This window comes from Bartonella silvatica, assembly GCF_040545155.1.
In the GTDB taxonomy this organism is placed as follows: domain Bacteria; phylum Pseudomonadota; class Alphaproteobacteria; order Rhizobiales; family Rhizobiaceae; genus Bartonella; species Bartonella silvatica.
In genome coordinates, this window is the sequence record NZ_JBEPLI010000010.1 from 1 (window position 1) to 26,586 (window position 26,586).

Sequence of the window (26,586 nt, forward strand, 5' to 3'; positions counted from 1 at the left end):
ACTCTACAGGTGGTTTTTGGTTATGAGGGAAGCATCAGTGCTTTTATGGGGTGTTTTGTTGTCGAATCGGTTGTAAGTTGTGGTGGCAGTGATGGGGAGATTTTGCGCCTTTGTGGCAAAAGCGCCTCGATACGCAAGGAACTCAAAGAACAGGACAGTGAACATTTTGATCACAAAACTGTTGGCGAGATTGTTGAGACATTAGCCAAACGCCATTGTTATCAAGCCAAGATCAGTCCTCAGTTTACTCAACAAACTTTACCTTATGTGGTTCGCACCGATCAATCGGCTGTTGATTTTTTAACCCGCCTCGCTGATCGCATGCAGGCACGTTTTTTAATCAAAGACAATAAGTTTTTATTTATAAGCGGAGACAATTTACCAGCACTCGAACTTCATAAATCTGACTGTTCCAGTTGGGAATTCACGCTAGAGCCTCGTACCCAATATGGGAGTGTTGAAGCTTTTTATTTTGATCCACCTTATTGGGATATGGAGGATTATTATGGCAAGGATTTGTTTAAGCGAGAGGATTATCAAACAATGTCCACACTGCTTGCACAATTAAAGAGAAAGTTTCTTCTGTCTCTCAATGATGTGCCCGAAATCCGCAAAATCTTTAGCCAATTTAAGATAAAAGAGGTCAACACATCTTATACATGCAGTTCAAATAATCCGACGCCGGCTCAAGAGGTGATCATCTCAAATTGCGACTTTTAGCAAAAAAGGAAAAGGATCTTTAAATGATCTTTGAAAGGTCTTTGAAGACTCTTTAAAAAAACTTTGAAAAAAATGAATTGGTACAAAACCTGCTGTCAAAATATACAAAACCCGCTGGCAAGCTACATGCAATAAAAGCGCTGTGGCGGAGGGGGTGGGATTCGAACCCACGGTACAGTCTCCTGCACGCCGGTTTTCAAGACCGGTGCCTTAAACCGCTCGGCCACCCCTCCAAACTGAGTACACCTTTTTACAAAGTTCTTGCAAAAGGTCAATCATTTTTAATGAATTTCCATTAGCTTTTGATACAATTTATTGGATGTTAATTAAAAAATTAAGATGTAACCCTTTTGTGAAAATCTTTAAATCAATTTAATTCCTTTTTCTAAAACACTTTTGGGCAGAGTTTTATATAAACTTCGTATTGGTTATTCTAAACAATTCATTGAATTGAAAGAAAAGCTCATAAAGTCTTATGATATAGACAGCAGTGCAATGTTTTATAAAAAAATAACATATTGATTTATAATGATAAAAGTAATTTTTAAGCATAATGCGTAATTTAGATTACTGCAAAATTTTCCTATTATAAGTTATTTCGTATTGAAACAAATCGCTACTGTATATGCTGTATCAGTGGTGATTCAAAATCAATAGATTTGAGATGAGAAAATATTACGTTATTTTTAGTTCTAATTTTAAAAGATAAATTATTTTTATAAATCACATAAATATCTTTTTTATGGAAGCATGTATGAGAGGGCTATTGTAAGGAAGAATATCGTTGATCAAATAATGGGAAAGATTACGCTTGGAGGGGTATAGAAACACGGCGTGCATTTAGACAATCATTGGTTATGGTCACACGAGTCATGCAGGTGCCTCTTTATCAAAAAAAGCATGCATATTACGCAAGGACAAGCGGATGAAATCCTTTGTGATGACTTAAAGCAATTTGAAAAAGTAGTCGAGGAAGCGATGACGGTTTTGTTAACGAATTGCCAATTCGCAGCATTAGTATCATGCTTATTATATCGTAGCTACACAAGCTTTTAGTAAGCGCAACATTGTTGAAAAAGTTTAATCAAGGGGATTATGCTATTCAGGTAGAGTTACAGAAATGGAATAAGGTAGATAGAAAATCTCCTTAGAGTTTAGCGAATCGTTGAGCAGTAGAAGCGGATTTATGAGAAAGGGGGTATGTTTTTTTCGAATTATCACAAAGTAAAAATGAAAGAGGCAACAGGTCTTTTGAAAGTAGAAGCTTTGGCACTGATCATAGAGGCTTGTTCGGAATTTGGGGGGGGGTATTGGTTGGAAATGGCATAGCGCAATGGGTATTAGCAGGTATTATGTTTTTAGCAGCCTATACAGGGCTAGTGATTGTAGTCAGGCGTTTTCGGGAGTAATGTTTGTGATTTTGGGAGGAAAGAAATATTATTTAATTCTTAGTACTTATAGCGATTTTAATTATTTTTTATGGCTTTATTGCAAGCATTTCATCTTAGCAGGAAAAAAGAGTGCGATGAGAATATGAAACATGCTTTAAAGATAGCCATAGCACAGCTTGAAATTGTAAATGAAATAAATCAAGTGTGCGTTCTGCTTTGTCTCGTTGGGAGGGAGAAATAGATCTGTTTCTTGTGGTAGCTGGTTATCCATCTATTTGGATAATAAGGATGTGTCTGTCATCAGTCTTATCTAGCAAGAGATATTTTGAAGCATAACAAATAGGAAACAACTTATATGGTTGGAAGGAAGGACAAAAATAAAACAGAAAAAATTAAAGAGCTAACAGAAACAGAATAGCAGCTGCTTTATGAACAGATTGAGGCTTATAAAGGCTTGAAGATGATGTTATATTTTATGAAGTGAATATACCTCTCCTTTTTATTTATCTTTTATTTTTTTCATCTTATCAAGGTAATAGAGAATATATTCATAGTTAAAACAGTAGGTCATAAAAAGCTAATTTTTTTATGATTAAAAAATACCTAGGAAAGAAGTCCTGACTCATGGTATATTAATTTATTATAAGATCTTATTCCTTAGCATTTTTTCATGCACCCTTGGTGTTAAATAAAGAATAGTAAGATTAATATGTTATGTGCAATAAAATAAAGTATAATCCTTTGTTCAATAATGTAAGAATGGGCATTTTTCCAAAAACACTATGCCGATGGTTATGCTTATTTCTAGCGTTTATTTTATTGGTCTGGAGTCCTTCTGCTTTTTCTGAAGAAGTAGACGAGAAAGATTATCAACAAAAGCCATCGACAAGTTTTTTTATAAGATCGCAAGATCAAGAAACAGAAAATTTAACTTCTAAAGCACAACTTATTTTGTATGCTCGTTTAAAAAATAGTAATGAGGATATTGTGAAAGGGCTTGTATGGCGGATTTATGCACCCATTTTAGGGATTGATAATAAATTACCATTACTTGCGACTTATGAAGGTGGGAGTGCACATTTTGATTTAGAGCCAGGAAATTATCTTGTTCACGTCTCATTTGGTCATGCAAGTGCGATGCAGCAAATAAATTTAGAAAATGGGCAAAGCCTTGTTAAAAGCTTTAATCTTGATGCTGGTGCTGTGATTTTTAATGCGACACTTTTAAATGGTACAATCAATGAAAAAGAATTGCGTTTTACTATTTATGAGGATGAAAAAGAAAATGATGATACAGGTGTGATTTTATCAAATATTAAAGCTCAGTCAATTGTGCGTTTAAAAGCTGGTCGGTATCATGTTGCGTCCCATTATGGTTCCATTAACGCTATGGTTCGTTCTGATATTCAAGTAGATACAGGTAAAGTTACAGAAGTAACTCTTGAACATCAAGCAGCTCAAATTGTTTTAAAATTGGTACGACAAGAAGGAGGGGAAGCGCTTGCAGATACAAGTTGGTCTATTACCAATGATTCTGGTGATATTATTTACGAAACTGTTGGAGCTTATGTTTCGCTTGTTTTAGCTGAAGGGGATTATATCGCGATTGCTAAAAATCAAGATAAAATTTATCAGAAAGTTTTTTCTGTTGTTTCTGGCCATGATGAAGATATAAATGTGATAGCAAACACACAAAATATGCAACGAATCGATGAAGAAATAAATTAATATTATATAGATTATAGGGATGGGTAGAGAGTTTTTGTGATAGAAATTTCAACATTTGGTGTGTTTTTTGCAGGTGCGTTATCTTTTTTATCACCGTGTGTGTTGCCATTAGTGCCTCCTTATTTATGTTATATGGCAGGTATTGGAATTGAGGATTTTTATTCAGAAGAACACCATAAAAAAACGTTGATACGTTGGGGGCTCTTATCTTCTGTTATTGCTTTTGTATTAGGCTTTACAACCGTTTTTATTGCTTTAGGTGCCAGTGCAAGTACAATTGGTAAGTTTATTGGTTATTATCGTGATTGGCTTGCACTTGCTGCTGGAATTATCATTATCATGTTTGGTCTCAACTTTTTGGGTTTTTTCAAGATTGCTTTTTTATTCCGTGAAGCGCGTTTTCAAACGTACAAAACGCCAGCTGGTCCTTTAGGAGCTTATATTATTGGTTTGGCTTTTGCATTTGGTTGGACACCGTGTATTGGTCCAATTTTAGGACCTATCATAACCCTTGCTGGAACGAAAGAAACCGTAGGTGAGGGAGCGCTTCTTTTAGGCATCTATGCATTAGGTCTTGGAGTGCCTTTTGTGTTAGCAGCCTTATTTTCTAGCAGTTTTATGAAATTTTTAGGCGCTTTTCGTATTCATTTAGGAAAAGTTGAAAAAATTATTGGTATTTTATTGGTTATCACGGGTATTTTATTTTTAACGGGTTCTATGCAGAATTTTTCCTTTTGGCTTTTAGAAAATTATCCTTCGTTAAGTGATATTGAAGCTATTCATTGGTATGATGTTGTAAATTTTTTTGGTTTTTCTCGTTAGTCTTATGTGTTTTTATGGTTAGAAGTTGTCTTTCTATTGTTCTTGCAGCAGGTGAGGGGACGCGTATGAAGTCGTCTCTTCCTAAAGTGCTGCATAAAATTGCTGGATTGCCCCTTGTATGCCATGTCATAAAACAAATAGAATTGGCAGGCACTTCACAATTAGCGGTTGTTGTGGGGTTTGGTGCAGATGATGTTACTGAAACTGTTCAGTCATTTGTCAAAAATCCGATGATTTTTGAACAAAAAAAGCGTTTAGGCACAGCTCATGCCGTTCTTTCTGCTCGCCTAGCTTTGCAGAACGAGAGTGATGATGTGCTTATTGTATTTGGTGATACGCCTTTAATTGAGCAAAATTCATTGTTGAAAATTCGTGCACAACTTGCTGATGGAGCTGATGTTGTTGTTGCTGGTTTTCATGCCAAAGATCCAACAGGTTATGGACGTCTTCTTGAGAAAAATGGTAAGCTTATCGCGATTGTAGAAGAAAAAGATGCAAACCATGAAGAAAAAAAGATCTCTTTTTGTAATGGTGGGATATTTGCTCTTAATGGAAAACATGCACTTTCTCTTTTAGAAAAGGTTGGTAATAACAATGCAAAGCAAGAATATTATTTAACAGATGTTGTTTCTATTGCCTCTCAGCAGGGATTAGATATTCGTATTGTTGATGTACCTTTTGATAATATCGTAGGAATTAATAATTGTTTTGAGCTTTCTGAAGCTGATGCTTTATGGCAAAAGCGTAAAGCGCGAAATTTAATGTTGTGTGGTGTGACAGTTCTTAAACCAGAAACAGTCTATTTTTCTTATGACACAGAAATTGAACCAGAAGTGATCATTGAGCCAAATGTTTATTTTGGTTTAGGGGTAAAAATAGAGACTGGTGCGGTTATTCATGCATTTAGTTATTTAGAAGGTACTGTAATTGGTAAGAATGCGCAAATTGGGCCTTATGCACGTTTGCGTTTTGGAACAGAGCTTGGACAATCCGTAAAAATTGGGAATTTTTGTGAAATTAAAAAAGCCAAGATAGGAGAAGGTACCAAAATTAATCATTTGAGTTATATTGGTGATGCAGAAATTGGTGCTCATACCAATATCGGGGCTGGCACGATTACTTGTAATTATGATGGGTTTCAAAAATATAAAACAATGATTGGTAACCGCACTTTCATCGGATCTAATTCAGCACTTGTTTCTCCATTGGTGATAGGGGATGGTTCTTATATTGCTTCAGGAAGTGTTATTACTGAAAATGTGCCTATGAACAGTATGGCTTTTGGACGTGCGCGACAAGTGACAAAAGAGAATTATGCAACAAAGTTGCGTGCGCGCTTATCAGCGAGTAAACAAAAAAAGTGATCATTGCTTATAATTGATCATTGTGTAGGAGGCTTGTTTTTAAGTGTTACCGCACGACATATTTGATGTATCTGATACCTTAAGATTTAAGATGAGGGATACTTAGTTATTTATGAATATCTAGGATATGAATTGGAGCTTTTAAATGTGCGGAATTATAGGCATTCTTGGAAAGAGATGTGTTACATCTTCTTTGATTGAGGGATTGAGACGTCTTGAGTACAGAGGATATGATTCCTCTGGTATTGCAACAGTGCATAATGGGCAACTTTATCGTGTGCGCGCTGAGGGAAAACTCATTCATTTAGAAGAAAAGCTAAAAAAAACACCTTTGGAAGGACATTTAGGAATTGGCCATACACGTTGGGCTACCCATGGAGCTGCTATAGAGCGAAATGCACATCCTCATATGACGGAAAAACTTGCAGTTGTTCATAATGGTATTATTGAAAATTTTGTAGAGCTGCAAAAGGAGCTCATTGAAGATGGTTATATCTTTGAAACAGATACGGATACAGAGGTTATTGCACATTTAATGACACGTGCATTAAAAAGTGGTCTTTCTCCAAAGGATGCTATGCGCACAATTTGGAAAAGATTACAAGGTGCTTTTTCTATCGTTGTTATCTTTCATGGTGAGGACAATCTTATGATTGCTGCTTGCTCTGGTCCACCTCTGGTGATTGGTTATGGAAAAGATGAGTTTTTTATTGGATCGGATGCGGTTGCTTTGGCGCCATTTGTTGATTCTATTAGCTATATGGAAAATGGGGATTGGGCTGTTCTGACACGAGAAGGTGTAACAGTTTATGATGCTAAAAACCAATCGGTAGAGCGTCCTATTACAACATTGTTTGCAGGAAATTTATTGGTTTCTAAGGGAAATCATCGTCATTTCATGCACAAAGAAATGTTTGAGCAGCCTGAAGTAATTTCTCATAACCTAGCACATTATTTTGACTTTGGAAATTACACGGTTCGTTCATTTAAGAATCTCATTGATTGGAAACATATTAATCGGCTACTCTTTGCCAGCTGTGGGACGGCTTATTATTCTACTTTAGTTGCTCGTTACTGGTTCGAGAGTTTTGCTGCTTTAAGTGTAGATAATGATGTCGCTTCGGAGTTTCGTTATCGTGAACCCCCTATAACTCCTGATGTATTATCGTTATTCGTTTCTCAATCTGGTGAGACAGCTGATACACTGGCTTCCTTGCGTTATTGTCGTGAACGCGGTGTAAAAACAGCAACAATCGTGAATGTTGAGCAGTCGACAATGGCAAGAGAAGCTGATTTTATTTTACCCACGCTCGCTGGACCAGAAATTGGTGTTGCCTCAACAAAAGCTTTTACCTGTCAATTGACAACGCTTGCTGCTATGGCGCTTGATGCAGCAAAGCAACGTGGGTATCTCTCAGAAAAGGCTGAGCATCAGTTTGTTCACCAATTGGCAGAAGTCCCTCGGATTTTAAATGAGGTTTTAAAGTTAGATAGTAAAGTTGAACAAATTTGTCGTCATTTAATGAACGCAAAAGGTGTTCTTTATCTTGGACGTGGGACTTCTTATCCGATTGCTTTAGAGGGGGCGCTTAAGCTGAAGGAGCTTTCTTATATTCATGCTGAAGGTTATGCAGCAGGTGAATTAAAACATGGACCCATTGCACTTGTGGATGAGACCATTCCCGTTATTGTTGTGGCACCTTATGACCGGTGGTTTGAAAAAACTTTTTCTAACATGAAAGAGGTTGCAGCACGCAATGGTCGTATTATTTTGATAACCGATAAAAGAGGAGTGGAGGCAGCTCAACTTGACACTTTATCAACTATTATTTTGCCAGATATGCCGGAATTTATTACGCCGATTGTTTATGCTTTACCTATTCAATTAATCGCTTATCATACAGCTGTTTTATTAGGAACGGATGTGGATCAACCGCGTAATTTAGCAAAATCAGTCACCGTTGAATAATTTCGTATTTTTATGGGGAAGGGAGAATGGTTGTGGGCGTAGAGAGCGGACTTATAATGATTATTTTTTGTTTAAAATACACATAACAGTTTCTAAATTCAAACTTTTGAATTTAGCATCCAAAAAACTTGTCACCTTGTATGCTAAAAGAGAAAAACGATGTATGGATAAAACTGTTTGCGAAAATGCTTAATATATTTTCTATGGGGCTGTTTTAATAGAAAAGCGGCAATATTGGTGATGAAGATGATAATTATAGTTTGTTACCCTGCAGAGATAAGGGGGATATAGAGGGTTTGTTTCATATCATTGATGGGCTATTTAAGAGTACAAATTATAAAAGAGCTTTTATAATAAATACATCAAGCTTTCGTTTAGGGGTGTTTTTATTTTATTAGCCTGCTCGTAAAAGGCGTGTGGCGTCGTTGTGTCCGAAAAGATACAGGAGCAGACGTAAAGCTTCTCCTTGTTTGGAAGAAAGGTTAGGGTCGCGTTGTAAAAATAAACGTGCATCTCTTCTTGCCATTGATAAAAGATCACTATGGACTGAAAGATTTGCTATTTTGAACTCAGGCATGCCGGATTGTTTGGTTCCTAAAAGCTCTCCTTCTCCTCGGAGACGCCAGTCTTCCTCAGCAATTTTAAAACCATCTTCTGTACTCCGTATGATATTAAGGCGTGTTGCCGCCATTTTTGTGAGCGGCTCTTTGTAGAGTAAAATACAGGAGGATTTTCTTTCTCCTCGTCCGACACGTCCACGCAATTGGTGTAATTGTGAAAGACCAAAATGTTCCGCGTGTTCGATAATGATAATTGAAGCATCCGGAATGTCTACCCCCACTTCAATGACTGTAGTTGCAACCAAAATACGGATATTTCCACATTTAAAAGATGTCATAGCTTCTTCTTTTTCATCTGTTGACATTTTTCCATGGATTATACCAACACGTGTTCCAAACCGCTCTTGGAGGATAGAAAAACGACTTTCGATTGAAGTGAGATCGAGAGCGATAGATTCCTCCACTAAAGGGCAAATCCAATAAATTTTTTCTCCTTTTTCAAGTGCAACAGCAACGCGTTCTATGAGTTCATTAATACGTTTTAAAGAAAGTGTTGCTGTTGTAATGGACTGTCGACCGATTGGTTTTTCTGTAATTTGAGAAACATCCATATCACCAAAAGCTGTTAAAACAAGTGTACGTGGAATCGGGGTTGCTGTCATTACAAGCATATCAGGTTTATGACCTTTTTCTGTAAGGGCAAGGCGTTGATGTACGCCAAAACGATGCTGTTCATCAATAATGGCTAAAGCAAGATTATTATAAGAAACGCTTTCTTGTATGAGGGCATGAGTTCCAATGATAATAGAGGCTTGCCCTGATAAAATATCATTTAAAATATTTGTACGTAATTTACCTTTTTCTCGCCCTGTTAAAAGGACTGTTTTTAATCCGACTTTTTCAGCAAGAGGTGCGATTGTTGCAAAATGTTGCCGAGCAAGAACTTCTGTCGGGGCCATTAAAGCTGATTGCCCTGAATTTTCAGAAATTTGTGTCATTGCTGTGAGGGCAACAATGGTTTTTCCTGCTCCTACATCTCCTTGGAGAAGTCTTAACATCGGTTCTGGTGAAGAAAGATCCTTTGCAATATCCTGTATTGCTTTTGTCTGTCCACTTGTCAGTTGAAAAGGGATGGCTTCCAGTAATTTCTGAGTATAAACCCCTGTTGGTGGTCGAGATATTCCAGAAAGAGATTTTGTTTGTAAACGTATGAGACCAAGAGCTAATTGGCAAGCAAGCAATTCATCATAGGCAAGACGTTTGCGTGCCGTACTTTCTAAAGTTAAGTCATCGGGGTCAATGGGACTATGGATACGACGTAAAGCAACTGGAAAAGAAGCAAAATTGTGTTGTTTTTTGACGTCTTCTTCTATCCATTCTGGCAAAAGAGGAATACAATCGAGAGCATTTTGTATGGTACGCTTTAGTATTTTTACGGATAATCCAGCAGTAGAAGGATAAATGGGTTCGATCAAAGGAATCTGATTTGATTGCTCACTCGGTACGATATAATCTGGATGTGCCATGGAAAGGTATCCATTAAACCATTCAACCTTACCTGAGACAATGACTTTTTTTCCTATCGGGAGTTGTTTTTTTAGCCAAGAGGATTGAGCATGAAAAAAAACTAAATTCATTTTTCCTGTTGGATCATGTGCCATGACGCGATAGGGTAAGCGATTACGGCCCACTGGTGGTGGTTGATGTTTATCAATGATAATTTCAAGAGTTGTCGTGATTCCTTCTTGTGCACAAGCAATATTGGGGCATATTCTGCGATCTACAACGGAATAGGGCATTAACTGAAGTAGATCAATAAGGGTAGGCTCATGTTGAGTAGGATTACTATTTAAAATTTTTGATAATAAACCACATACTTTAGGTGTAACCCCAGGAAGAGTACGTATAGAATTAAAAAGAGGTGTAATAAGGCGTGGAGGCATAAGGAAAATTGGCTTTCTTCTTTTATTTTTTCCAGTGCTTTATAAAGAGTTTTTTGAGAATACATTAATATTTAAGACAAAACCACCTCTTTTACATTTTAAGTTTTTATTAGAAATATCAACACTTAAAGAACGCATGAGATAAAAAAATATAAAAAAGAGGGGTAATATTTGTAATGATTCTATTCGATTTTTTCTTTTTATTTTGATGTATTTATTTACTGTGAATAGAGATATTTTCTTGATAGAACTCTCTTATAAAGAGAGATAAAATTGCAATGTCTTGCCAATATGTGGAGCGCTAAATTCATAGATTTAAGGGTGTGATAAGCTACAATGGTTTCCTTAGAGGGGCAGATAGGGGATGCTGTGTAGCATTTAATTAGTTGTGAGAAATTTGAGAGTGGCAAAAGATAAGACTAAAATACGAGATGACCAGAAATCTTTTCCTCGCTTTGTTCATTTGAGGGTACATTCTGCTTATTCATTACTTGAAGGAGCTTTAAAAATCCCACAAATTATTCAACATGCGATTTCAGATTATACACCAGCTATTGCTATTACCGATACAAATAATTTATTTGGTGCGTTGGAGTTTTCACAATATTGTTTTTCTCATGGGATTCAGCCAATTATTGGTTGTCAGCTTACTGTTGATTTTTATGGTGAAGAACATCATCAACATTTTGCTAAATGGTCTCGCCCTTCTGACTTTTGTTCTCTCGTTTTGTTTGCAGCCAGTGATGTTGGTTATGCTCATTTAGTTCGTCTTGTTAGTCGTGCTTATCTTGATAAGTGTGATACGGATCCTCCTCATATCAAAGCCGATTGGCTGTCATCGCACAGTGAAGGAGTTATTGCTTTGACTGGTGGTAAGGGAGGGCCTATCAACTTTCCTTTGGCAGAAGATAAAACAGAACGCGCTGTTGAACGTTTAATTTATTTAAAAAAAGTTTTTGGTGATCGCCTTTATGTAGAGTTACAGCGCCATGGCTCTTTTGATCGAAACGTAGAAGCTATTCTTATTGAATTGGCGTATAAATATGAAATTCCTCTTGTTGCTACCAATGAAGCTTTTTTTCTAAATAGGGAAGGGTATGAAGCACATGATGCGTTGATGGCGGTTGCCGAAGGACAAATTGTTTCTAATCCAGAGCGTAAACGTGTGACGCCAGATCATTATTTGAAATCACAAGATGAAATGATTGCATTATTTTCTGATCTTCCAGAAGCTTTGGAGAACAGCGTTGAAATTGCATTGCGTTGTCATACTGCTACGCCAATTCGCAAACCAATTTTGCCTCGTTTCATGGAGCAGTCTGTTGATGCAAACCTTGCTTTAAAAGTGGAAGATCATGAATTATTAAATCAAGCTAAAGCTGGTTTGAAAATGCGGCTTGAATCAATTGGACTAGCAGAAGGATATGCAGTTGCAGATTATGAGCAGCGACTTGATTATGAAGTTTCTGTTATTACACGTATGCAATTTTCTGGCTATTTTCTCATCGTTTCAGATTTCATAAAATGGGCAAAGGCTCATGATATCCCTGTTGGTCCTGGACGTGGTTCGGGTGCTGGTTCACTTGTCGCTTATGCATTGACGATTACAGATGTTGATCCATTGCGCTTTTCTCTCCTTTTTGAACGTTTTCTTAATCCAGACCGCGTTTCTATGCCAGATTTTGATATCGACTTTTGTCAAGAACGACGTGAAGAGGTTATTCATTATGTTCAAAAAAAATATGGTCGCGATCAGGTCGCTCAAATTATTACTTTTGGTAAATTACAGGCACGCGCAGTGTTGCGTGATGTTGGACGCGTTTTAGAAGTTCCTTATCGTCAGGTCGATTATCTGACAAAATTAGTTCCTGCTACACCGGGAAGTCAGATTGAATTGGCTGATGCTATTAAGGATGAACCTAAATTTGAAGAAGAAAAGAAAAAGGATCCTGTTGTTGGGCGTACATTAGATATAGCACTTCAGTTGGAAGGACTTTATCGTCATGCGTCGACTCACGCAGCTGGAATTGTTATCGGTGATCGTCCGCTTTCAGAGCTTGTTCCAATGTATCGTGATCCTCGTTCCGATATGCCTGTGACACAATTTAATATGAAATGTGTTGAACAAGCTGGATTGGTAAAGTTTGATTTTCTGGGGTTAAAAACACTGACTGTCTTGAAAATGGCAGTAGATTTTGTCGCACGAAAAGGGATAAAAATAGATTTATCAAATATCCCTCTAGATGATGATATTACCTATGCCATGATGGCACGTGGTGAAACGGTTGGCGTATTTCAAGTTGAAAGCTCTGGAATGCGTAAAGCGCTCATTGGAATGAAACCAGACCGGATTGAAGATATTATTGCTCTTGTTGCGCTTTATCGTCCTGGTCCTATGGAGAATATTCCAACTTATAATGCACGCAAACATGGGGAGGAGGAAACTGCTTCTATTCACCCCAAAATAGATTATCTGATTAAAGAAACGCAAGGGGTTATTGTTTACCAAGAGCAAGTCATGCAGATTGCTCAAGTGCTTGCTGGTTATTCACTTGGGGAAGCGGATTTATTACGCCGTGCTATGGGTAAAAAGATTCACCAAGAAATGCAGAAACAGCGTACACGTTTTGTGAATGGAGCTGTTTCTGGAGGTGTGGATAAAGAGCAGGCTGATATTATTTTTGATCTTTTAGCAAAATTTGCTGATTATGGTTTTAATAAATCTCATGCCGCTGCTTACGCGATTGTTTCTTATCAAACAGCCTATATGAAAGCCCATCATCCGGTTGAGTTTTTAGCAGCTTCAATGACGTATGATATGACAAATACCGACAAGTTAAATGACTTTCGACGTGAAGCATTAAGATTGGGAATTAAGGTTGTTGCTCCTTGTGTGCAAACATCACATCGTATTTTTGAAGTTGGTGATAACTGTATTTATTATTCTCTTGCTGCCATTAAAGGTGTGGGAGAAACTGTCGTTGACCATATCGTTGCTTGTCGCGGAAATAAACTTTTTAAAGATTTGGAAGATTTTTGTGAGCGCATTGATCCTCGTATTGTTAATAAACGGGTAATGGAAGGTTTGGTTTGTGCTGGAGCCTTTGATTGCTTTCAAATTGCTCGTGAGGTTTTATTGGCAAGTCTTGAAACAATTCATGCACGTGCACTTCGTGTTTTTGAAAATAATTCTAGCGGACAGATTGATATATTTGGGATGACAGGTGGATTAAAAGAGCCTTTGATTTTATCGCAAACCTCTCCTTGGTCACTGAATGAAAAACTTCATCGAGAATTTCAAGCAATCGGTTTTTATTTTTCTGCACATCCTTTGGATGAATATCAAGCTATTCTTGCTAAAAAACGCGTACAAACTTGGGTTCATTTTGCTCATGCTGTTAAAGGAGGAGCGACCGCTGCTAGGCTGGCTGGAACTGTTGTGGCAAAACAAGTCCGTAAAACAAAATCTGGAAAGAAAATGGGAATTATACATTTTTCTGATACAAACGGACAATATGAGACGGTTCTCTTTTCTGAAACTCTTGCGGATTATGAAGAAATCTTAGAGGTCGGAAAATCTTTTATCATTACAGTTAGTGCAGAGAATCGTTCTGAGGGTATTAGTTTACGACTAGAGACAGTTCAATGTTTGGAAAAAGAGGCATCACAGCATCATCAAATGATGCGCATTTTTATAAAAACAGTTGATATGCTTGCACAAATTGAGCAGAATTTAAATTCTGGTGGTAATGGAGAAGTTGGGCTTATTCTCATTCAAGATGATGGATTAAGGGAAGTTGAAATTGCACTTCCGGAGCGATATAAGATTGACTCACGTGTGGTGAGTGCTATGAAATCAATACGGGATGTTATTGACGTAGAGTTAACTTGATTTAATAACTTATTAGGTCTAACTATCTGTTTTTTTTAAAGATACTTATTTTAGATTTGACTGTAAATTTTGAAAGTTTTTTGTTTACAGGTGATGGATTATAGCATGATTCATGGCATCATACATATAAAGCCAATTAAGACGAGACATGATACTTTCTGGTGTATGCGTTTTCATAATAAGGTTGCGTGCAATTGCTATAGGACCGGTTGCATGGTAGGCTATTCTATTGAAATCTCCGCGTTTTTTTACAGCTTTCACTCGAGGTGCCCGTATTTTTTCATAAAGTAAGAGAGCTTTTGTTTGTGAGAGATCCTTATGAGAGAGCAGTTCTGCTAATATGGCAGCGTCTTCTATTGCCATAGCCGCACCTTGTGCTGCAAAAGGGAGGGCTGCATGTGCGCAATCACCGACAAATACTTGTCTTTCTAAACCGAGAAAACGATTCTGTTTCATCTGAAAGAGTGGCCAATAGGTCCAGTTATCAATATAGTCAAAGATTTGCAAAATTTGTGCATCCCAACCTTTAAAAAGAGATTTTAAAGTTTCTTTATTTCCTTTATGTGCCCAACCTTCTTTTGAATTTTTACCATGAGTAATGGAAACCAAATTAAATTTTTTTTCTGATGATTGAATGGGATAGATAATAAGATGACTTTTGGGTCCCATCCAAGCCGTAATTGTCTTTAAATCTTGTAATAATAAACGAAAGCTTTCAGGAAAATTTTCAAAGTCTGTTGTTGCACGCCAAGCAATAAAGCCACTGAAATCAGCCTTTTCATGAAAGGGAGGCAATTGTCGTAATGTAGACCAAACTCCATCGCATCCAATAAGAAGAGAGGTTGAGTAAAACTGATCTTGCTGTATTTTTGTGGATACATCTGTTTTTACTGTTTTTATATGAATATTGCTAAGTGCTATTTGAGTTGCTGATATAACCGCTTCAGCTGTTTTATATTTGATATAAGGATTTTCAATAACCGCTTCATATAAAGTTTTTTGTAAGGCAGCACGATGAATCGTAATATAAGGGAATTTCCATTTTTTTTTTGATAAATTGATAAGATCAACACGCAAGCGTGTTTTTAAAGACACTCCATCTCTTAACTCAAGGAAATGCGGCGTTATACCTGCTTTAGTGAGCTTATTCAGCACCCCCCATTGAGAAAGGATACGCGTTGCATTTGGGGTTAATTGAATACCAGCTCCCACAGTGTCAAGCTGGTTACATTTTTCAATAATGGTGCTTGCAATTCCTTTATGAGCAAGTGCTAAAGCAGAGCTTAAACCTGCAATTCCCGCTCCTACAATGATTGGTGATTGATCCATCAATATTTCATATTAAAAGAAAGAGAATACATCATAGCGAATCATCTGGATGATACAAACATCCTTTCGGATCTGTCTGATTGTATGGTAGTGAAGGATCATAGCGATAAAGTGTTGAACAATAAGGGCAAATTTTTTCATCAGCAGCTCCCATATCAATAAAAACATGGGGATGATCAAAGGGGGGTGTCGCGCCCGCACACATAAATTCTTTTACACCAATGCTGATTGTTTTATATCCAAGATCATTTTGGAAATGGGGAATGTTGTGCTCAACCATAGCATGAAAGCTCCGAGTAAATTTCTTAAGTTAAGTATGCTTTGTTTTTTCTTCCATATATTAGTTTGTAATAAAGCCTAGCATAATGCAAGGCACTTTTTACGATCCTTTGTGTTGCGTAAGCCAATGATCATATTTTTTATTATTTTGCTATGGGAATAGTTCGCAATATTTTTAGATATTACATATTAAGTAATATGAGAAATAATAATGAGTGATATGTTATAATTGCGGTAATATATTATAAATCGTTTTGCGAGATATTATACCATATAATGCTATCACAAAGTATAAAGAAAGATTAACTAGAGTATATGAAACAGAGGGTGGTCGATAAAGTTTTCCTGTCGGATATAACAATGAAAAGTTCGATGAGATTTATTAATAGGGAATTTTCATGGTTACAATTTAATACTCGTGTATTGATGGAGGCTGCTAATCCAAGGCACCCTTTATTAGAACGGTTACAATTTCTTTCGATTTCGGCAGCAAACCTTGATGAGTTTTTCATGGTCCGTGTTGCTGGTCTTGTGGCGCAAATCCGTTCTGGAGTTACGGTGTGCAGTGCAGATGGGCATACACCGCAAGAACAACTTGACCTTGTCTTAGCTGAAACTTCATATTTGCAGACTCAACAATTACAAGAATTAAGAACTTTACATCATGAATTAAAACAGAATGGTATTGAAATTATTTCTTCAGATGCACTTTCAGATATTGAAAAGTCATGGCTTGAAAAATATTTTTTAACTACGATTTTTCCTGTTTTAAAGCCTTTATTCATTGATACGTCCCGCTTTCCATTTATTCCTAATTTGGAGCTTTCTGTTGCTCTTCAAATAGTTCGGTGTATTGATCAAAGTTCCAGCATAGTGTTGTTGCCTATTCCAACGAGTTTAAGTCGTTTTATTCTTCTTCCTCAGAAAGGTAATCATTTTCGTTTTATTACATTTGAGAATGTTGTGAGCCTTTTTTTACACCATATTTTTCCTGATTTTGAGGTTGTGGGAATTGGTGCATTCAGAGTCATTCGTGATAGTGATATTGAAGTGGAAGAAGAGGCTGAAGATGTTGTTCATTTTTTTGAAACGGCTCTTAAAAGACGTCGTCGTGGACAGGTTATTCGTATTGAATTTGATGCAAAAATGCCGGAAAGTTTACGCAAATTTATAACGGATAGTTTTGCTGTTCCTGATAACTGTATTCGTGTTCTTGATGAATTTTTAGCGCTTGATATGGTGTCAGAAATTGTTTCTATTCCACGTGGTGATCTTAAGTTTATTCCTTATATTCCTCGTTTTCCTGAATGTATTCGTAAACATAATGGTGATTGCTTTGCCGCTATTCGTGAAAATGATATTGTCGTTCATCATCCTTATGAGTCATTTGATGTTGTGGTACAATTTTTACATCAAGCAGCCAATGATCCTGATGTTGTAGAGATTAAACAAACCCTTTATCGCACATCGCATGATAGCCCAATTGTCAGTGCTTTGATTAAGGCTGCTAAACAGGGGAAATCGGTGACAGCTTTAGTAGAACTTAAAGCACGTTTTGATGAGGAAGCTAATATTCGTTGGGCGCGTGATCTTGAGCATGCGGGTGTGCAGGTTTTTTTTGGTTTTATGGCCTTAAAAACACACGCTAAGATGTCGCTTATTGTGAGACGTGAAGAAAAGCGTCTTTGCTCTTATGTCCACCTTGGAACTGGAAATTATCACCCCGTTAATGCCAAAGTTTATACTGATCTTTCTTTTTTTACCACGAATGATGATATTGCTCATGATGTTGGATTATTATTTAATTATATTGCTCGGGATGAACCGCCAAAAGAAGCAATGAAGATTGCTTTTTCACCTTTAACGTTGCGCAATCGTATCCTTGATCATATTGAGAGTGAAATTACCAATGCGAGGCAAGGACAATTTGCTGCGATTTGGATGAAAGTTAATGCGTTGGTCGATCCTGAGATTATTGATGCTTTATATTGTGCTAGTCAGGCAGGCGTACAGATTGATCTTGTGGTTCGGGGAATCTGTTGTTTACGTCCTAGTATTCCAAAAATTTCAGATAATATTCGTGTAAAATCAATCGTGGGGCGTTTTCTTGAACATAGTCGCGTTTTTTGTTTTGGTAATGGTAAAGATTTGCCAAATGAGGATGCTCTTGTTTATTTAGGATCGGCTGATATGATGCCTCGTAATTTGGATTATCGTGTTGAAACATTGGTTCCAGTTTTTAATAAAACGGTTCGTAAGAAAATTCTTTTACAGATTATGTTGGCAAATATTATTGATAATCAACAAAGCTTTGATATACTCCGTGATGGAACATCAAGGCGTATCAAACCGCAAAGAGGTGAAAGTCCGTTTAATGCACAGGAGTATTTTATGGCCAATGCCGGCTTTACGGAAGAAAAGGGATCTTTTGAGGCGTGTGCTTCACATTTGGTTGCACGTTATCGGCAGAGAGCCGCAATGTATAAAGACTAAAATCTGATGACATATATAGATGCTCAAGGTCGATTAAAGGGGCGTAAACCTGTTGCTGTTATCGATATTGGCTCAAATTCTGTGCGGCTTGTTGTTTATGAAGGTCTTGTTCGCTCCCCAACGGTTTTGTTTAATGAAAAAATTCTTTGTGGTCTTGGTCAAGGGGTTGCAAAAACTGGTTTTTTAGAAGAAGAATCGGTAAAAATGGCATTGCAGGCACTGAAACGTTTTCGTGCACTATGTCGGCAAATCGGAGCCGATGAGGTTTATACATTAGCAACTGCAGCAGCGCGAGACGCAAAAAATGGACCAGCATTTATTCAGGATGCTGAAAACGTGTTGCAAAGTAAAATACATCTTCTTTCAGGAAGTGAAGAGGCTGCTTATTCAGCATATGGGGTTGTTTCTACTTTTTACAAACCAAAGGGTATTTCTGGAGATCTTGGTGGTGGGAGTCTTGAGCTTATTGATATTGACGGTTCTGATGTCGGTAAGGGGGTAACTTTTCCATTAGGTGGTTTGCGCCTACAATATATATCCAATAATGATATTGCTGTTGCTGCAAACATTGTTCATGAACAGTTTGATAAATTTTCTTTTATTCGTAAAGGCATGGCACGTTGTTTTTATGCTGTAGGAGGGACTTGGCGTAATTTAGCAAAACTCCATATGGCAACAAAACAGTATCGTCTTCCTGTTATGCATGGCTATGAAATTACTGCCGTTGAAATGGAAGATTTTTTGCGTTTTGTTGTAAGCGGCAATATTGACAACATAAAAGGAATTTCAGCCATTTCAAAAAATCGTCGTCAGCTTTTATCCTATGGAGCGATTGTTCTTATTGAACTTATTCGATCTATGCGTTTTGAAAAAATCATTTTTTCTGGAGCTGGCGTTCGTGAAGGCTTTCTTTATTCACGGTTACCAAAAGAAATTCGTGTGTCAGATCCTCTTATTGCGGCATGTTCAGAAATGGCTATTTTGCGGGCTCGTTCACCAAAGCAAGCAGAAGAGCTTATTGATTTTACGACCAATGCCTTTGAAGCTTTTGAAATTTTGGAAACTGAAAATGAATGCCGTTATCGCAAGGCTGCTTGTCTTCTTGCAGATATTGGTTGGCGGATACATCCAGATTATCGAGGAAATGAGGCTGCAAACCGGATAGCGTTGGGATCTTATCCAGGAATCACTCATGAAGGGCGTGCTTATGCTGCACTCGCTGTCTTTTTTAGCAACACAGGTTTATTGATTGATGAAGGTTCTTTTCCTGTTTTTCAATTAGCAACTAAAAATATAATTGAGAAAGCACGCATTCTTGGTGAAACTATGCGTCTTGCCCATCTTTTTAGTGCGTCTACTGCAGGCATTTTACCACATTTATCATGGCATAAAAAAACAGATCATGTTGCCTTGCATATTCCTGGGCGTTATGCTGACTTATTGGGGGAACGTCCTCACGTCCGATTGAAGAAATTATCAAAAATAATAAAATTACCCCTTTTGTTTGAAACATTTTGATCTTTCTATTAAAGTGTGAAGTTTCATCTCTATTACTTTGGTAATTTTAGATTTTGGCTGTTTAATTTGTGCTTTTAAGATGATATCCGTTCTTTTTTTATCGCAATTACATTATGTTTGCTTCATTAAGAAACATGGATGTTATGATCAATTTTTCTAAGTAAAAATTGATCGTTTGTCCAGAACGTTTCTCTCTTATGATTCAAATAATAATTAGCCTAACCATATGGCATTGCCCAATTTTTTAGTCATTTATTATTACAGAATAAGATAAATAATCTGACCTTCTAGAAGAGATTCATTACAACAGTTCAAAAATATAAAGTGTTAAAACTTTTTTTGATTAGAGCTGTTTTGTATTTATTTTTCCATCGTTAAAATAAAATCCTATTTCACCTTTTAGCATTTGTTCGGCCTTTTTTCCAAATATTTCATAGCGCCAACCAGTCATAGCGGGGATATTTTTTTGTCTATAGCCATTTACAATTTTTTCTAAGTCACTAGAAGTTGCAATAATTTTAGGTGCTATGCCATTTTCGTTTGCAACAAGTTTTAACAATACTTTAAGAAGATCAATAGCAGCAGTCGATGTCTCATTAAGCGGGGTATGTTTAGGAAGTGCGGGTAAAGTTGCAAGCTCAACATCTAATCCTTCGTGAATAGCTTTGATCAATGTATGTGCGATTGAGAGTCTATCCCAGCTTTTATTCAGACTACGTAAACGCTTCAAGGCAGCTTCATCTTTTGGTTGTTGTATTGCGATTTCGATAAGACATTCATCTTTCATGACATGGCGACGCGGGATATTACATCTTCGTGCTTCGCGTTCACGCCAAGCTGCTATTTTTTGTAGTACAGCAAATTCACGCGGTTTCTTAACTTTGCCTTTCACTTTTTTCCATGCTTCATCTTCTGGAATATCATAGGTTTTGGGTGCTAAGAGAATTGCTACCTCATCCTCCATCCAGTGTGTGCGTTTATTTTTTTCTAGCTGCTTTTTTAGTAAAAGATAAACATCTCTTAAATAGGTTACATCAGCGAGTGCGTAAAGTAGCTGTTTTTCAGAGAGAGGGCGATAGCTCCAATCTGTAAAACGAGATGATTTATCGAGTTGATGTCCTGTGCAACGTTCTACAATTTGATCATAGGAGATAGAATCACCAAATCCACAAATTGATCCTGCTATCTGCGTATCAAAGAGGGGGGTGGGAATAATTCCTCCAAGATGATAAATTGTTTCAATGTCTTGACGTGCCGCGTGAAAGACTTTGACAATTTTTTCATCAACCATAATATCAAAAAAAGGTTTTAAATCAATATCCTGAGACATTGGGTCAATAAGAGCCGTCGTGTCTGGCGATGCAAGTTGAATGAGACACAACTGTGGCCAGAAAGTTGTTTCGCGGATAAATTCAGTATCAACAGTTATAAAATCTGAAGTACGTAGAGTGGAAAGTGCAAGTTCAAGATCTTTTGTTTTTGTAATAAGTTTCATCATCATTTTATTATAGCAAGGTAAATTAAATTTGTCTTTTATTGACTTTTTTTGAATATTTTTTCTCATAGCTTGACAAGTGGTTATTAAAAAGTATTTGTAACGCACGTAGATATTATAATTAAAGGCAAAAATTATGCATCGTTATCGCAGTCATCATTGCGCAGCTCTTCGTAAATGTGATGTAGGAACACAGGTTCGCCTTTCGGGATGGGTTCATCGTGTTCGTGATCATGGCGGAATTCTTTTTGTAGATTTGCGTGATCATTTTGGAATCACGCAGATTGTTGTTGATCCTGCTTCGCCAGCTTTTAAGATAATAGAAAAAGTGCGCTCTGAATGGGTTATTCGTATAGATGGAGAAGTATGTGCACGTTCTGATGAAGTGATTAATGCTTCTCTTCCAACAGGTGAGGTTGAAGTTTTTGCGCAAGAGGTAGAAGTTCTTTCAAAGTCTGATGAGCTTCCTTTACCTGTTTTTGGTGAACCTGATTATCCAGAAGATATTCGATTAAAATATCGTTTTCTTGATTTACGTCGTGAAACTATGCATAAAAATATTATGCGTCGTAGCGAAATTATTGCTGCTATCAGACGGTCTATGCAAGATCATGGTTTTACAGAATTCGCAACACCACTTTTGACTGCTTCATCACCAGAGGGGGCACGTGACTTTTTAATTCCAAGCCGTATTTATCAAGGCAAATTTTATGCATTACCACAAGCCCCTCAACAATATAAACAGTTGTTGATGATGTCGGGTTTTGATCGTTATTTTCAAATTGCCCCATGTTTTCGTGATGAAGATCCAAGAGCAGATCGTCTTCCAGGAGAGTTTTATCAATTAGATGTTGAAATGAGTTTTGTTGAACAAGAGGACATTTTTGTTACAATGGAACCCATTATGCGTTCGCTTTTCGAACAGTTTTCTGATGGAAAGCCTGTAACACAAGTCTTCCCTCGTATTTCTTATGATGAAGCAATGCAGAAATATGGCTCGGATAAACCTGATCTACGGAATCCAATTGTTATGGAAGATGTCTCTCAGCATTTTTATGATTCTGGTTTTAAAGTTTTTTCCCATATTTTGGCTAATGATAAAAATGCAAAAATATGGGTAATTCCAGCTAAAACGGGTGGAAGTCGTGCTTTTTGTGATCGTATGAACGGATGGGCACAAAGTGAAGGACAACCAGGACTTGGTTATATTTTCTGGCGTGAGGAACAAGGAAAATTTGAAGGAGCTGGCCCTATCGCCAAAAATATTGGTGAGAAAAGAACTGAATCACTTCGTATGCAGCTTGGACTTGAAGGTGGTGATGCTTGCTTTTTTGTTGCAGGTGACCCTAAGAAATTTGCACCTTTTGCAGGAGCAGCACGGACAAGAGTGGGGGAGGAATTAAATCTTATTAATAAGGAGTGTTTCTGTTTAGCGTGGATTGTTGATTTTCCATTTTTTGAATGGAATGAAGAGGAAAAGAAGATTGATTTTTCGCATAATCCTTTTTCTATGCCACAGGGGGGGGAGAGTGCTTTGGAAAATCAAGATCCTCTCACTCTTAAAGCTTTTCAGTATGATCTTGTATGCAATGGTTATGAGATCGCATCGGGAGGAATTCGTAATCATTTACCGGACGTGATGCTTAAAGTTTTTAATCTTGCGGGTCTTTCCAAAGAAGTGGTAGAAGATCGCTTTGGTGCTCTTTATCGTGCATTTCACTATGGAGCTCCGCCGCATGGTGGTATGGCGGCTGGTATTGACCGTATTATTATGCTTTTGCAGGGCGTTAAAAATTTACGTGAGGTTGCTTTATTTCCTATGAATCAACAAGCTCTTGATCTTTTGATGAATGCTCCTTCTGATGTGTCTTCTGCACAATTACGTGACTTAGGGATACGAATTGCGCCTGCTGCTAAAAATAACTCTTAAATTGATTAAAGGTGTTTATACTGCCGTTAAAAACTTAGACATACGTTTTGTTTTAATTGTTCTAATTTAGGTAGAAAAACTCACCTGTTTTAGCGTTATTTTATAATAATACGGTGTTGTTAAGCTGTACATTATTTTATAAATTCCCTTGCATAGAAATCGGATAATGCTGTTATATAATCTAGCCTCGTATTTAAAAAGCTACAAGTTTAGAGAATTTATTATCGTTATAATTTGAGAGAGATGTTGTGATTGTTGGGACGTTTTCAACATTCATGTTCAAACTATAAAAAATAGAGAGTTATTGGCGAAAGTATTACGAAATTTTTGTCGTCTTGTTTTTAAGAAAACCATGGGGAGCATCGTCTCGTCGAGCTCTGTTCATTGTCAAAACACTCTATATGTTGAGATCAATATTTAAATTTAATGGAAGAGGTGTTTTCCATTTTCTTTTGATTTACTTTTTAAGAAAATATTTTACCATATTTAAAATATTTTTGTTCATGTTCTAGTTACATTGTTTATTTTATATAGTCTATTTTCAATAAAAAGTGTCATCTCGTAAGAAATTTCGCTGAAAATCGGATGGAAGAATTGCTCATTATTTGAGGAATTGTTATCTTAATGTGATGTCTGATAAAATGGTTTTACTTTTTGATAAAGAACATATTGAACCAATAGAGTTGCGCTCTGCTTTACAAGAGCGCTATTTGGCTTATGCGCTTTCTACTATTACACACCGTGCATTACCTGATGTTCGTGATGGTTTAAAACCTGTGCACCGGCGTATCATTCATGCCATGCGTTTGCTCAAACTTAATCCAAGCCAGTCTTATGCAAAGTGTGCGCGGATTATTGGTGATGTCATGGGAAAGTTCCATCCGCATGGTGATGCGTCTATTTATGATGCACTCGTGCGTTTGGCACAGAGTTTTGCTGTTCGTTATCCATTGGTGGATGGGCAAGGAAATTTTGGTAATATCGACGGTGATAATGCTGCCGCTATGCGGTATACGGAAGCGCGTATGACTGAAGTGGCTGCTTTGCTACTTGAGGGAATTAATGAAAATGCTGTTGATTTCCGTTTGACCTATAATGAGGAAGATAAAGAACCGATTGTTTTACCTGGTGCATTTCCTAATCTTTTAGCAAATGGTTCATCAGGTATTGCTGTGGGTATGGCAACATCTATCCCACCTCATAATGTTGCTGAGCTCTGTGATGCCGCACTTCATTTGATTGCATATCCTGATGGAGAGGATGAGGAATTAAATCAGTTTGTTCTTGGACCTGATTTTCCAACAGGTGGTATTTTAGTTGAGCCTAAAAAAAGTATTGAGGAATCTTATCGTACTGGACGCGGTTTCTTTCGATTGCGTTCGCGCTGGCATCAAGAAACGGGTAATCGTGGTTCTTATGTCATTGTTGTAACTGAAATTCCTTATCAAGTTCAAAAGTCACGGCTTATTGAAAAAACGGCAGAACTACTACTTGCACGGCGTATCCCAATGCTTGAAGATATTCGTGATGAGTCGGCAGAAGATATCCGTATCGTGCTTGTTCCTAAAAATCGTACCATTGATCCTGAGCTTCTTATGGAGTCTCTTTTTAAATTAACCGATTTTGAAGTGAGATTTCCCCTTAATCTGAATGTCTTATCTTTGGGGAAAATGCCTAATGTTCTTTCTTTGCGTGAAAGCTTAAAACAATGGCTTGAACATCGTCAAGAAGTGCTTATTCGCCGTTCTCGTTATCAACTTGATCAAATTGATTGCCGATTAGAAATTCTCCATGGTTATCTTATTGCCTATTTAAATCTTGATGAAGTCATTCAAATTATTCGTGAAGAGGATGAACCTAAAAAAGAATTGATAAGCCATTTTCAATTAACAGAAAACCAAGCCGAAGCTATTCTTAATATGCGTTTGCGTTCTTTACGCAAACTTGAAGAATTTGAAATTCGTAAAGAGTTTGAGGTTCTAAAGATTGAAAAAGAAAAATTACAGAATCTGTTAGATTCTCCTACAAAGCAATGGAACGTTATTTCAGAGGAAATAACAAAAATTCGTAAAGCATTTGGTCCTGATACACTCCTAGGCAAAAGGCGCACGACATTTGAGGAAGCACCGAGACATAATGTTGATGACATTCAGCAAGCAATGATCGAAAAAGAACCCGTTACAATTGTTATTTCTGAAAAAGGTTGGATGCGTGCTTTGAAAGGACATTTGAGTGATTATAATGCGCTTTCTTTCAAAGAAGGCGATAGTTTAAAGTTAGCATTTCCAGCATTTACGACAGATAAGATTGTGGTGGTAAGCACAGGCGGTAAGTTTTTTTCTATTTCTGCTAATAGCTTACCTGGAGGACGAGGGCATGGTGAACCAATTCGTATTTTAGTTGATATGGATGATGAACAGGAAGTTTTGACAGCATTTGTGCATAATACACAGGAAAAACTTCTTTTAATTTCGTATCATGGGAATGGTTTTATTGTATCTGCTGCTGATGTGGTTGCGAATACACGAAAAGGCAAGCAAATTATGAATGTGAAATCTCCTGATAGAGTTAAGCTTTGCGTTCCAGTAAGAGGTGATCATGTTACAGTGATCGGTGAAAACCGAAAAATGCTTATTTTTTCTGTTAAACAAATTCCAGAAATGAGTCGCGGTAAAGGTGTTCGTTTGCAACGTTATAAAGAGGGAGGAATTGTTGATGCCCAGACTTTTAATTTGTCGGAAGGCTTAACTTGGCAAGATACGGCTGAACGCCGCTTTCATCGTCAAGCTGATGATCTCATTGAGTGGATGGGAGCTCGGGCTGGAGGAGGACGTCTGGTTCCAAAAGGTTTTCCAAAATCAGGAAAGTTTACCAATTAAATTATATAGTACATTTAATTTAGAACTTATAAAAGTATAAGAGGAAATGTTGTGTAATTTAATTATTGTTAGGGGCATTTCCAAGTTATTTTATAATTATTTTTAAAATATATGTATTCAGTTTCTTACTACTTTTAACTTACTTATAAAAAACATTTAATAAAAAAATATATTTGTTAGTCAAAATAGAAAAAATTTTCTGCAATTTCATTGAAAGAGTTTTTATCAAGTTTACGGTTTATCTAATAGTTTTTGATGATCTATAGAAAATTTC

The 26,586-nt window shown here is 37.0% G+C and carries 16 protein-coding genes and 1 tRNA gene; 12 read left to right on the plus strand and 5 right to left on the minus strand.

Translation table 11 applies throughout. From position 1 onward, the window contains the following. Positions 1–720 (plus strand): DNA adenine methylase (locus ABID23_RS04940; protein WP_354189917.1); only part of this gene is annotated, 720 nt, incomplete at its 5' end. Between the two features lie 143 nt (positions 721–863). Here ABID23_RS04940 and ABID23_RS04945 read toward each other — a convergent pair. Next, positions 864–953, minus strand: a tRNA-Ser gene (locus ABID23_RS04945). 667 nt (positions 954–1,620) lie between these two features. Here ABID23_RS04945 and ABID23_RS08175 point away from each other — a divergent pair. From ABID23_RS08175 to glmS, 6 genes are all read left to right on the plus strand, one after another. Continuing rightward, a complete protein-coding gene (locus ABID23_RS08175; protein WP_435521250.1) occupies positions 1,621–1,776 on the plus strand; it encodes a glycoside hydrolase family protein in 156 nt (51 codons plus the stop codon). A 144-nt stretch (positions 1,777–1,920) separates the two neighbouring features. Continuing rightward, positions 1,921–2,049, plus strand: a complete 129-nt coding sequence (locus tag ABID23_RS04950; protein ID WP_354189919.1) for a hypothetical protein — start codon at positions 1,921–1,923, stop codon at positions 2,047–2,049. A 776-nt stretch (positions 2,050–2,825) separates the two neighbouring features. Then, positions 2,826–3,839, plus strand: a complete 1,014-nt coding sequence (locus ABID23_RS04955; protein WP_494337404.1) for an RgsD C-terminal domain-containing protein — start codon at positions 2,826–2,828, stop codon at positions 3,837–3,839. A 36-nt stretch (positions 3,840–3,875) separates the two neighbouring features. Further along, the gene (locus ABID23_RS04960; protein WP_354189921.1) at positions 3,876–4,661 is read left to right on the plus strand and encodes a cytochrome c biogenesis CcdA family protein; all 786 of its coding nucleotides are present in this window, start codon (positions 3,876–3,878) and stop codon (positions 4,659–4,661) included. 14 nt (positions 4,662–4,675) lie between these two features. Beyond that, positions 4,676–6,025 carry a bifunctional UDP-N-acetylglucosamine diphosphorylase/glucosamine-1-phosphate N-acetyltransferase GlmU gene (glmU, locus tag ABID23_RS04965; RefSeq protein ID WP_354189923.1) on the plus strand — a complete coding sequence of 450 codons (1,350 nt, stop codon included), beginning with the start codon at positions 4,676–4,678 and terminating at the stop codon, positions 6,023–6,025. Between the two features lie 145 nt (positions 6,026–6,170). Next, positions 6,171–7,994, plus strand: coding sequence for a glutamine--fructose-6-phosphate transaminase (isomerizing) (glmS, locus tag ABID23_RS04970; protein ID WP_354189925.1), 1,824 nt, complete (start codon positions 6,171–6,173; stop codon positions 7,992–7,994). Between the two features lie 394 nt (positions 7,995–8,388). Here glmS and recG read toward each other — a convergent pair whose 3' ends face one another. After that, positions 8,389–10,497, minus strand: coding sequence for an ATP-dependent DNA helicase RecG (gene recG, locus ABID23_RS04975; protein ID WP_354189927.1), 2,109 nt, complete (start codon positions 10,495–10,497; stop codon positions 8,389–8,391). 403 nt (positions 10,498–10,900) lie between these two features. Between recG and dnaE the strand changes: the two genes are divergently transcribed. After that, entirely contained in the window at positions 10,901–14,389 is a 3,489-nt protein-coding gene (dnaE, locus tag ABID23_RS04980; RefSeq protein WP_354189929.1) for a DNA polymerase III subunit alpha, read from the plus strand. 84 nt (positions 14,390–14,473) lie between these two features. Here dnaE and ABID23_RS04985 read toward each other — a convergent pair whose 3' ends face one another. Then, positions 14,474–15,718 (minus strand): FAD-binding protein, encoded by a 1,245-nt coding sequence (locus tag ABID23_RS04985; protein ID WP_354189931.1) that lies wholly within the window; start codon positions 15,716–15,718, stop codon positions 14,474–14,476. A gap of 31 nt (positions 15,719–15,749) precedes the next feature. Next, positions 15,750–15,998, minus strand: coding sequence for a zinc-finger domain-containing protein (locus ABID23_RS04990; RefSeq protein WP_354189933.1), 249 nt, complete (start codon positions 15,996–15,998; stop codon positions 15,750–15,752). Between the two features lie 314 nt (positions 15,999–16,312). Here ABID23_RS04990 and ABID23_RS04995 point away from each other — a divergent pair, with 314 nt between their 5' ends. Beyond that, entirely contained in the window at positions 16,313–18,490 is a 2,178-nt protein-coding gene (locus tag ABID23_RS04995) for an RNA degradosome polyphosphate kinase (protein ID WP_354189935.1), read from the plus strand. A 6-nt stretch (positions 18,491–18,496) separates the two neighbouring features. Then, complete coding sequence (gene ppx, locus ABID23_RS05000; RefSeq protein ID WP_354189937.1) at positions 18,497–20,008, plus strand: exopolyphosphatase; 1,512 nt, start codon at positions 18,497–18,499, stop codon at positions 20,006–20,008. A 343-nt stretch (positions 20,009–20,351) separates the two neighbouring features. On the opposite strand, the gene rnd is transcribed toward ppx, so the two are convergent. Further along, the gene (gene rnd, locus ABID23_RS05005) at positions 20,352–21,506 is read right to left on the minus strand and encodes a ribonuclease D (protein ID WP_354189990.1); all 1,155 of its coding nucleotides are present in this window, start codon (positions 21,504–21,506) and stop codon (positions 20,352–20,354) included. Positions 21,507–21,639: 133 nt separating this feature from the next. On the opposite strand from rnd, the gene aspS reads away from it, so the two are divergent. Continuing rightward, on the plus strand, positions 21,640–23,433 hold the full coding sequence (gene aspS / locus ABID23_RS05010; protein WP_354189939.1) for an aspartate--tRNA ligase: 1,794 nt from the start codon (positions 21,640–21,642) through the stop codon (positions 23,431–23,433). Positions 23,434–24,062: 629 nt separating this feature from the next. After that, positions 24,063–26,312 carry a DNA topoisomerase IV subunit A gene (parC, locus tag ABID23_RS05015; protein WP_354189992.1) on the plus strand — a complete coding sequence of 750 codons (2,250 nt, stop codon included), beginning with the start codon at positions 24,063–24,065 and terminating at the stop codon, positions 26,310–26,312. Positions 26,313–26,586 lie beyond the last annotated feature (274 nt).

Bases quoted from the DNA above. Each gene is read 5' to 3' on its own strand.
- aspS (WP_354189939.1), top strand. From the start codon at position 21,640: ATGCATCGTTATCGCAGTCATCATTGCGCAGCTCTTCGTAAATGTGAT.
- ABID23_RS04990 (WP_354189933.1), bottom strand. From the start codon at position 15,998: ATGGTTGAGCACAACATTCCCCATTTCCAAAATGATCTTGGATATAAA.
- glmU (WP_354189923.1), top strand. From the start codon at position 4,676: ATGGTTAGAAGTTGTCTTTCTATTGTTCTTGCAGCAGGTGAGGGGACG.
- ppx (WP_354189937.1), top strand. From the start codon at position 18,497: ATGACATATATAGATGCTCAAGGTCGATTAAAGGGGCGTAAACCTGTT.
- ABID23_RS08175 (WP_435521250.1), top strand. From the start codon at position 1,621: ATGCATATTACGCAAGGACAAGCGGATGAAATCCTTTGTGATGACTTA.
- ABID23_RS04955 (WP_494337404.1), top strand. From the start codon at position 2,826: ATGTGCAATAAAATAAAGTATAATCCTTTGTTCAATAATGTAAGAATG.
- glmS (WP_354189925.1), top strand. From the start codon at position 6,171: ATGTGCGGAATTATAGGCATTCTTGGAAAGAGATGTGTTACATCTTCT.
- parC (WP_354189992.1), top strand. From the start codon at position 24,063: ATGTCTGATAAAATGGTTTTACTTTTTGATAAAGAACATATTGAACCA.
- ABID23_RS04985 (WP_354189931.1), bottom strand. From the start codon at position 15,718: ATGGATCAATCACCAATCATTGTAGGAGCGGGAATTGCAGGTTTAAGC.
- recG (WP_354189927.1), bottom strand. From the start codon at position 10,497: ATGCCTCCACGCCTTATTACACCTCTTTTTAATTCTATACGTACTCTT.
- ABID23_RS04995 (WP_354189935.1), top strand. From the start codon at position 16,313: ATGAAACAGAGGGTGGTCGATAAAGTTTTCCTGTCGGATATAACAATG.
- ABID23_RS04950 (WP_354189919.1), top strand. From the start codon at position 1,921: ATGTTTTTTTCGAATTATCACAAAGTAAAAATGAAAGAGGCAACAGGT.
- rnd (WP_354189990.1), bottom strand. From the start codon at position 21,506: ATGATGAAACTTATTACAAAAACAAAAGATCTTGAACTTGCACTTTCC.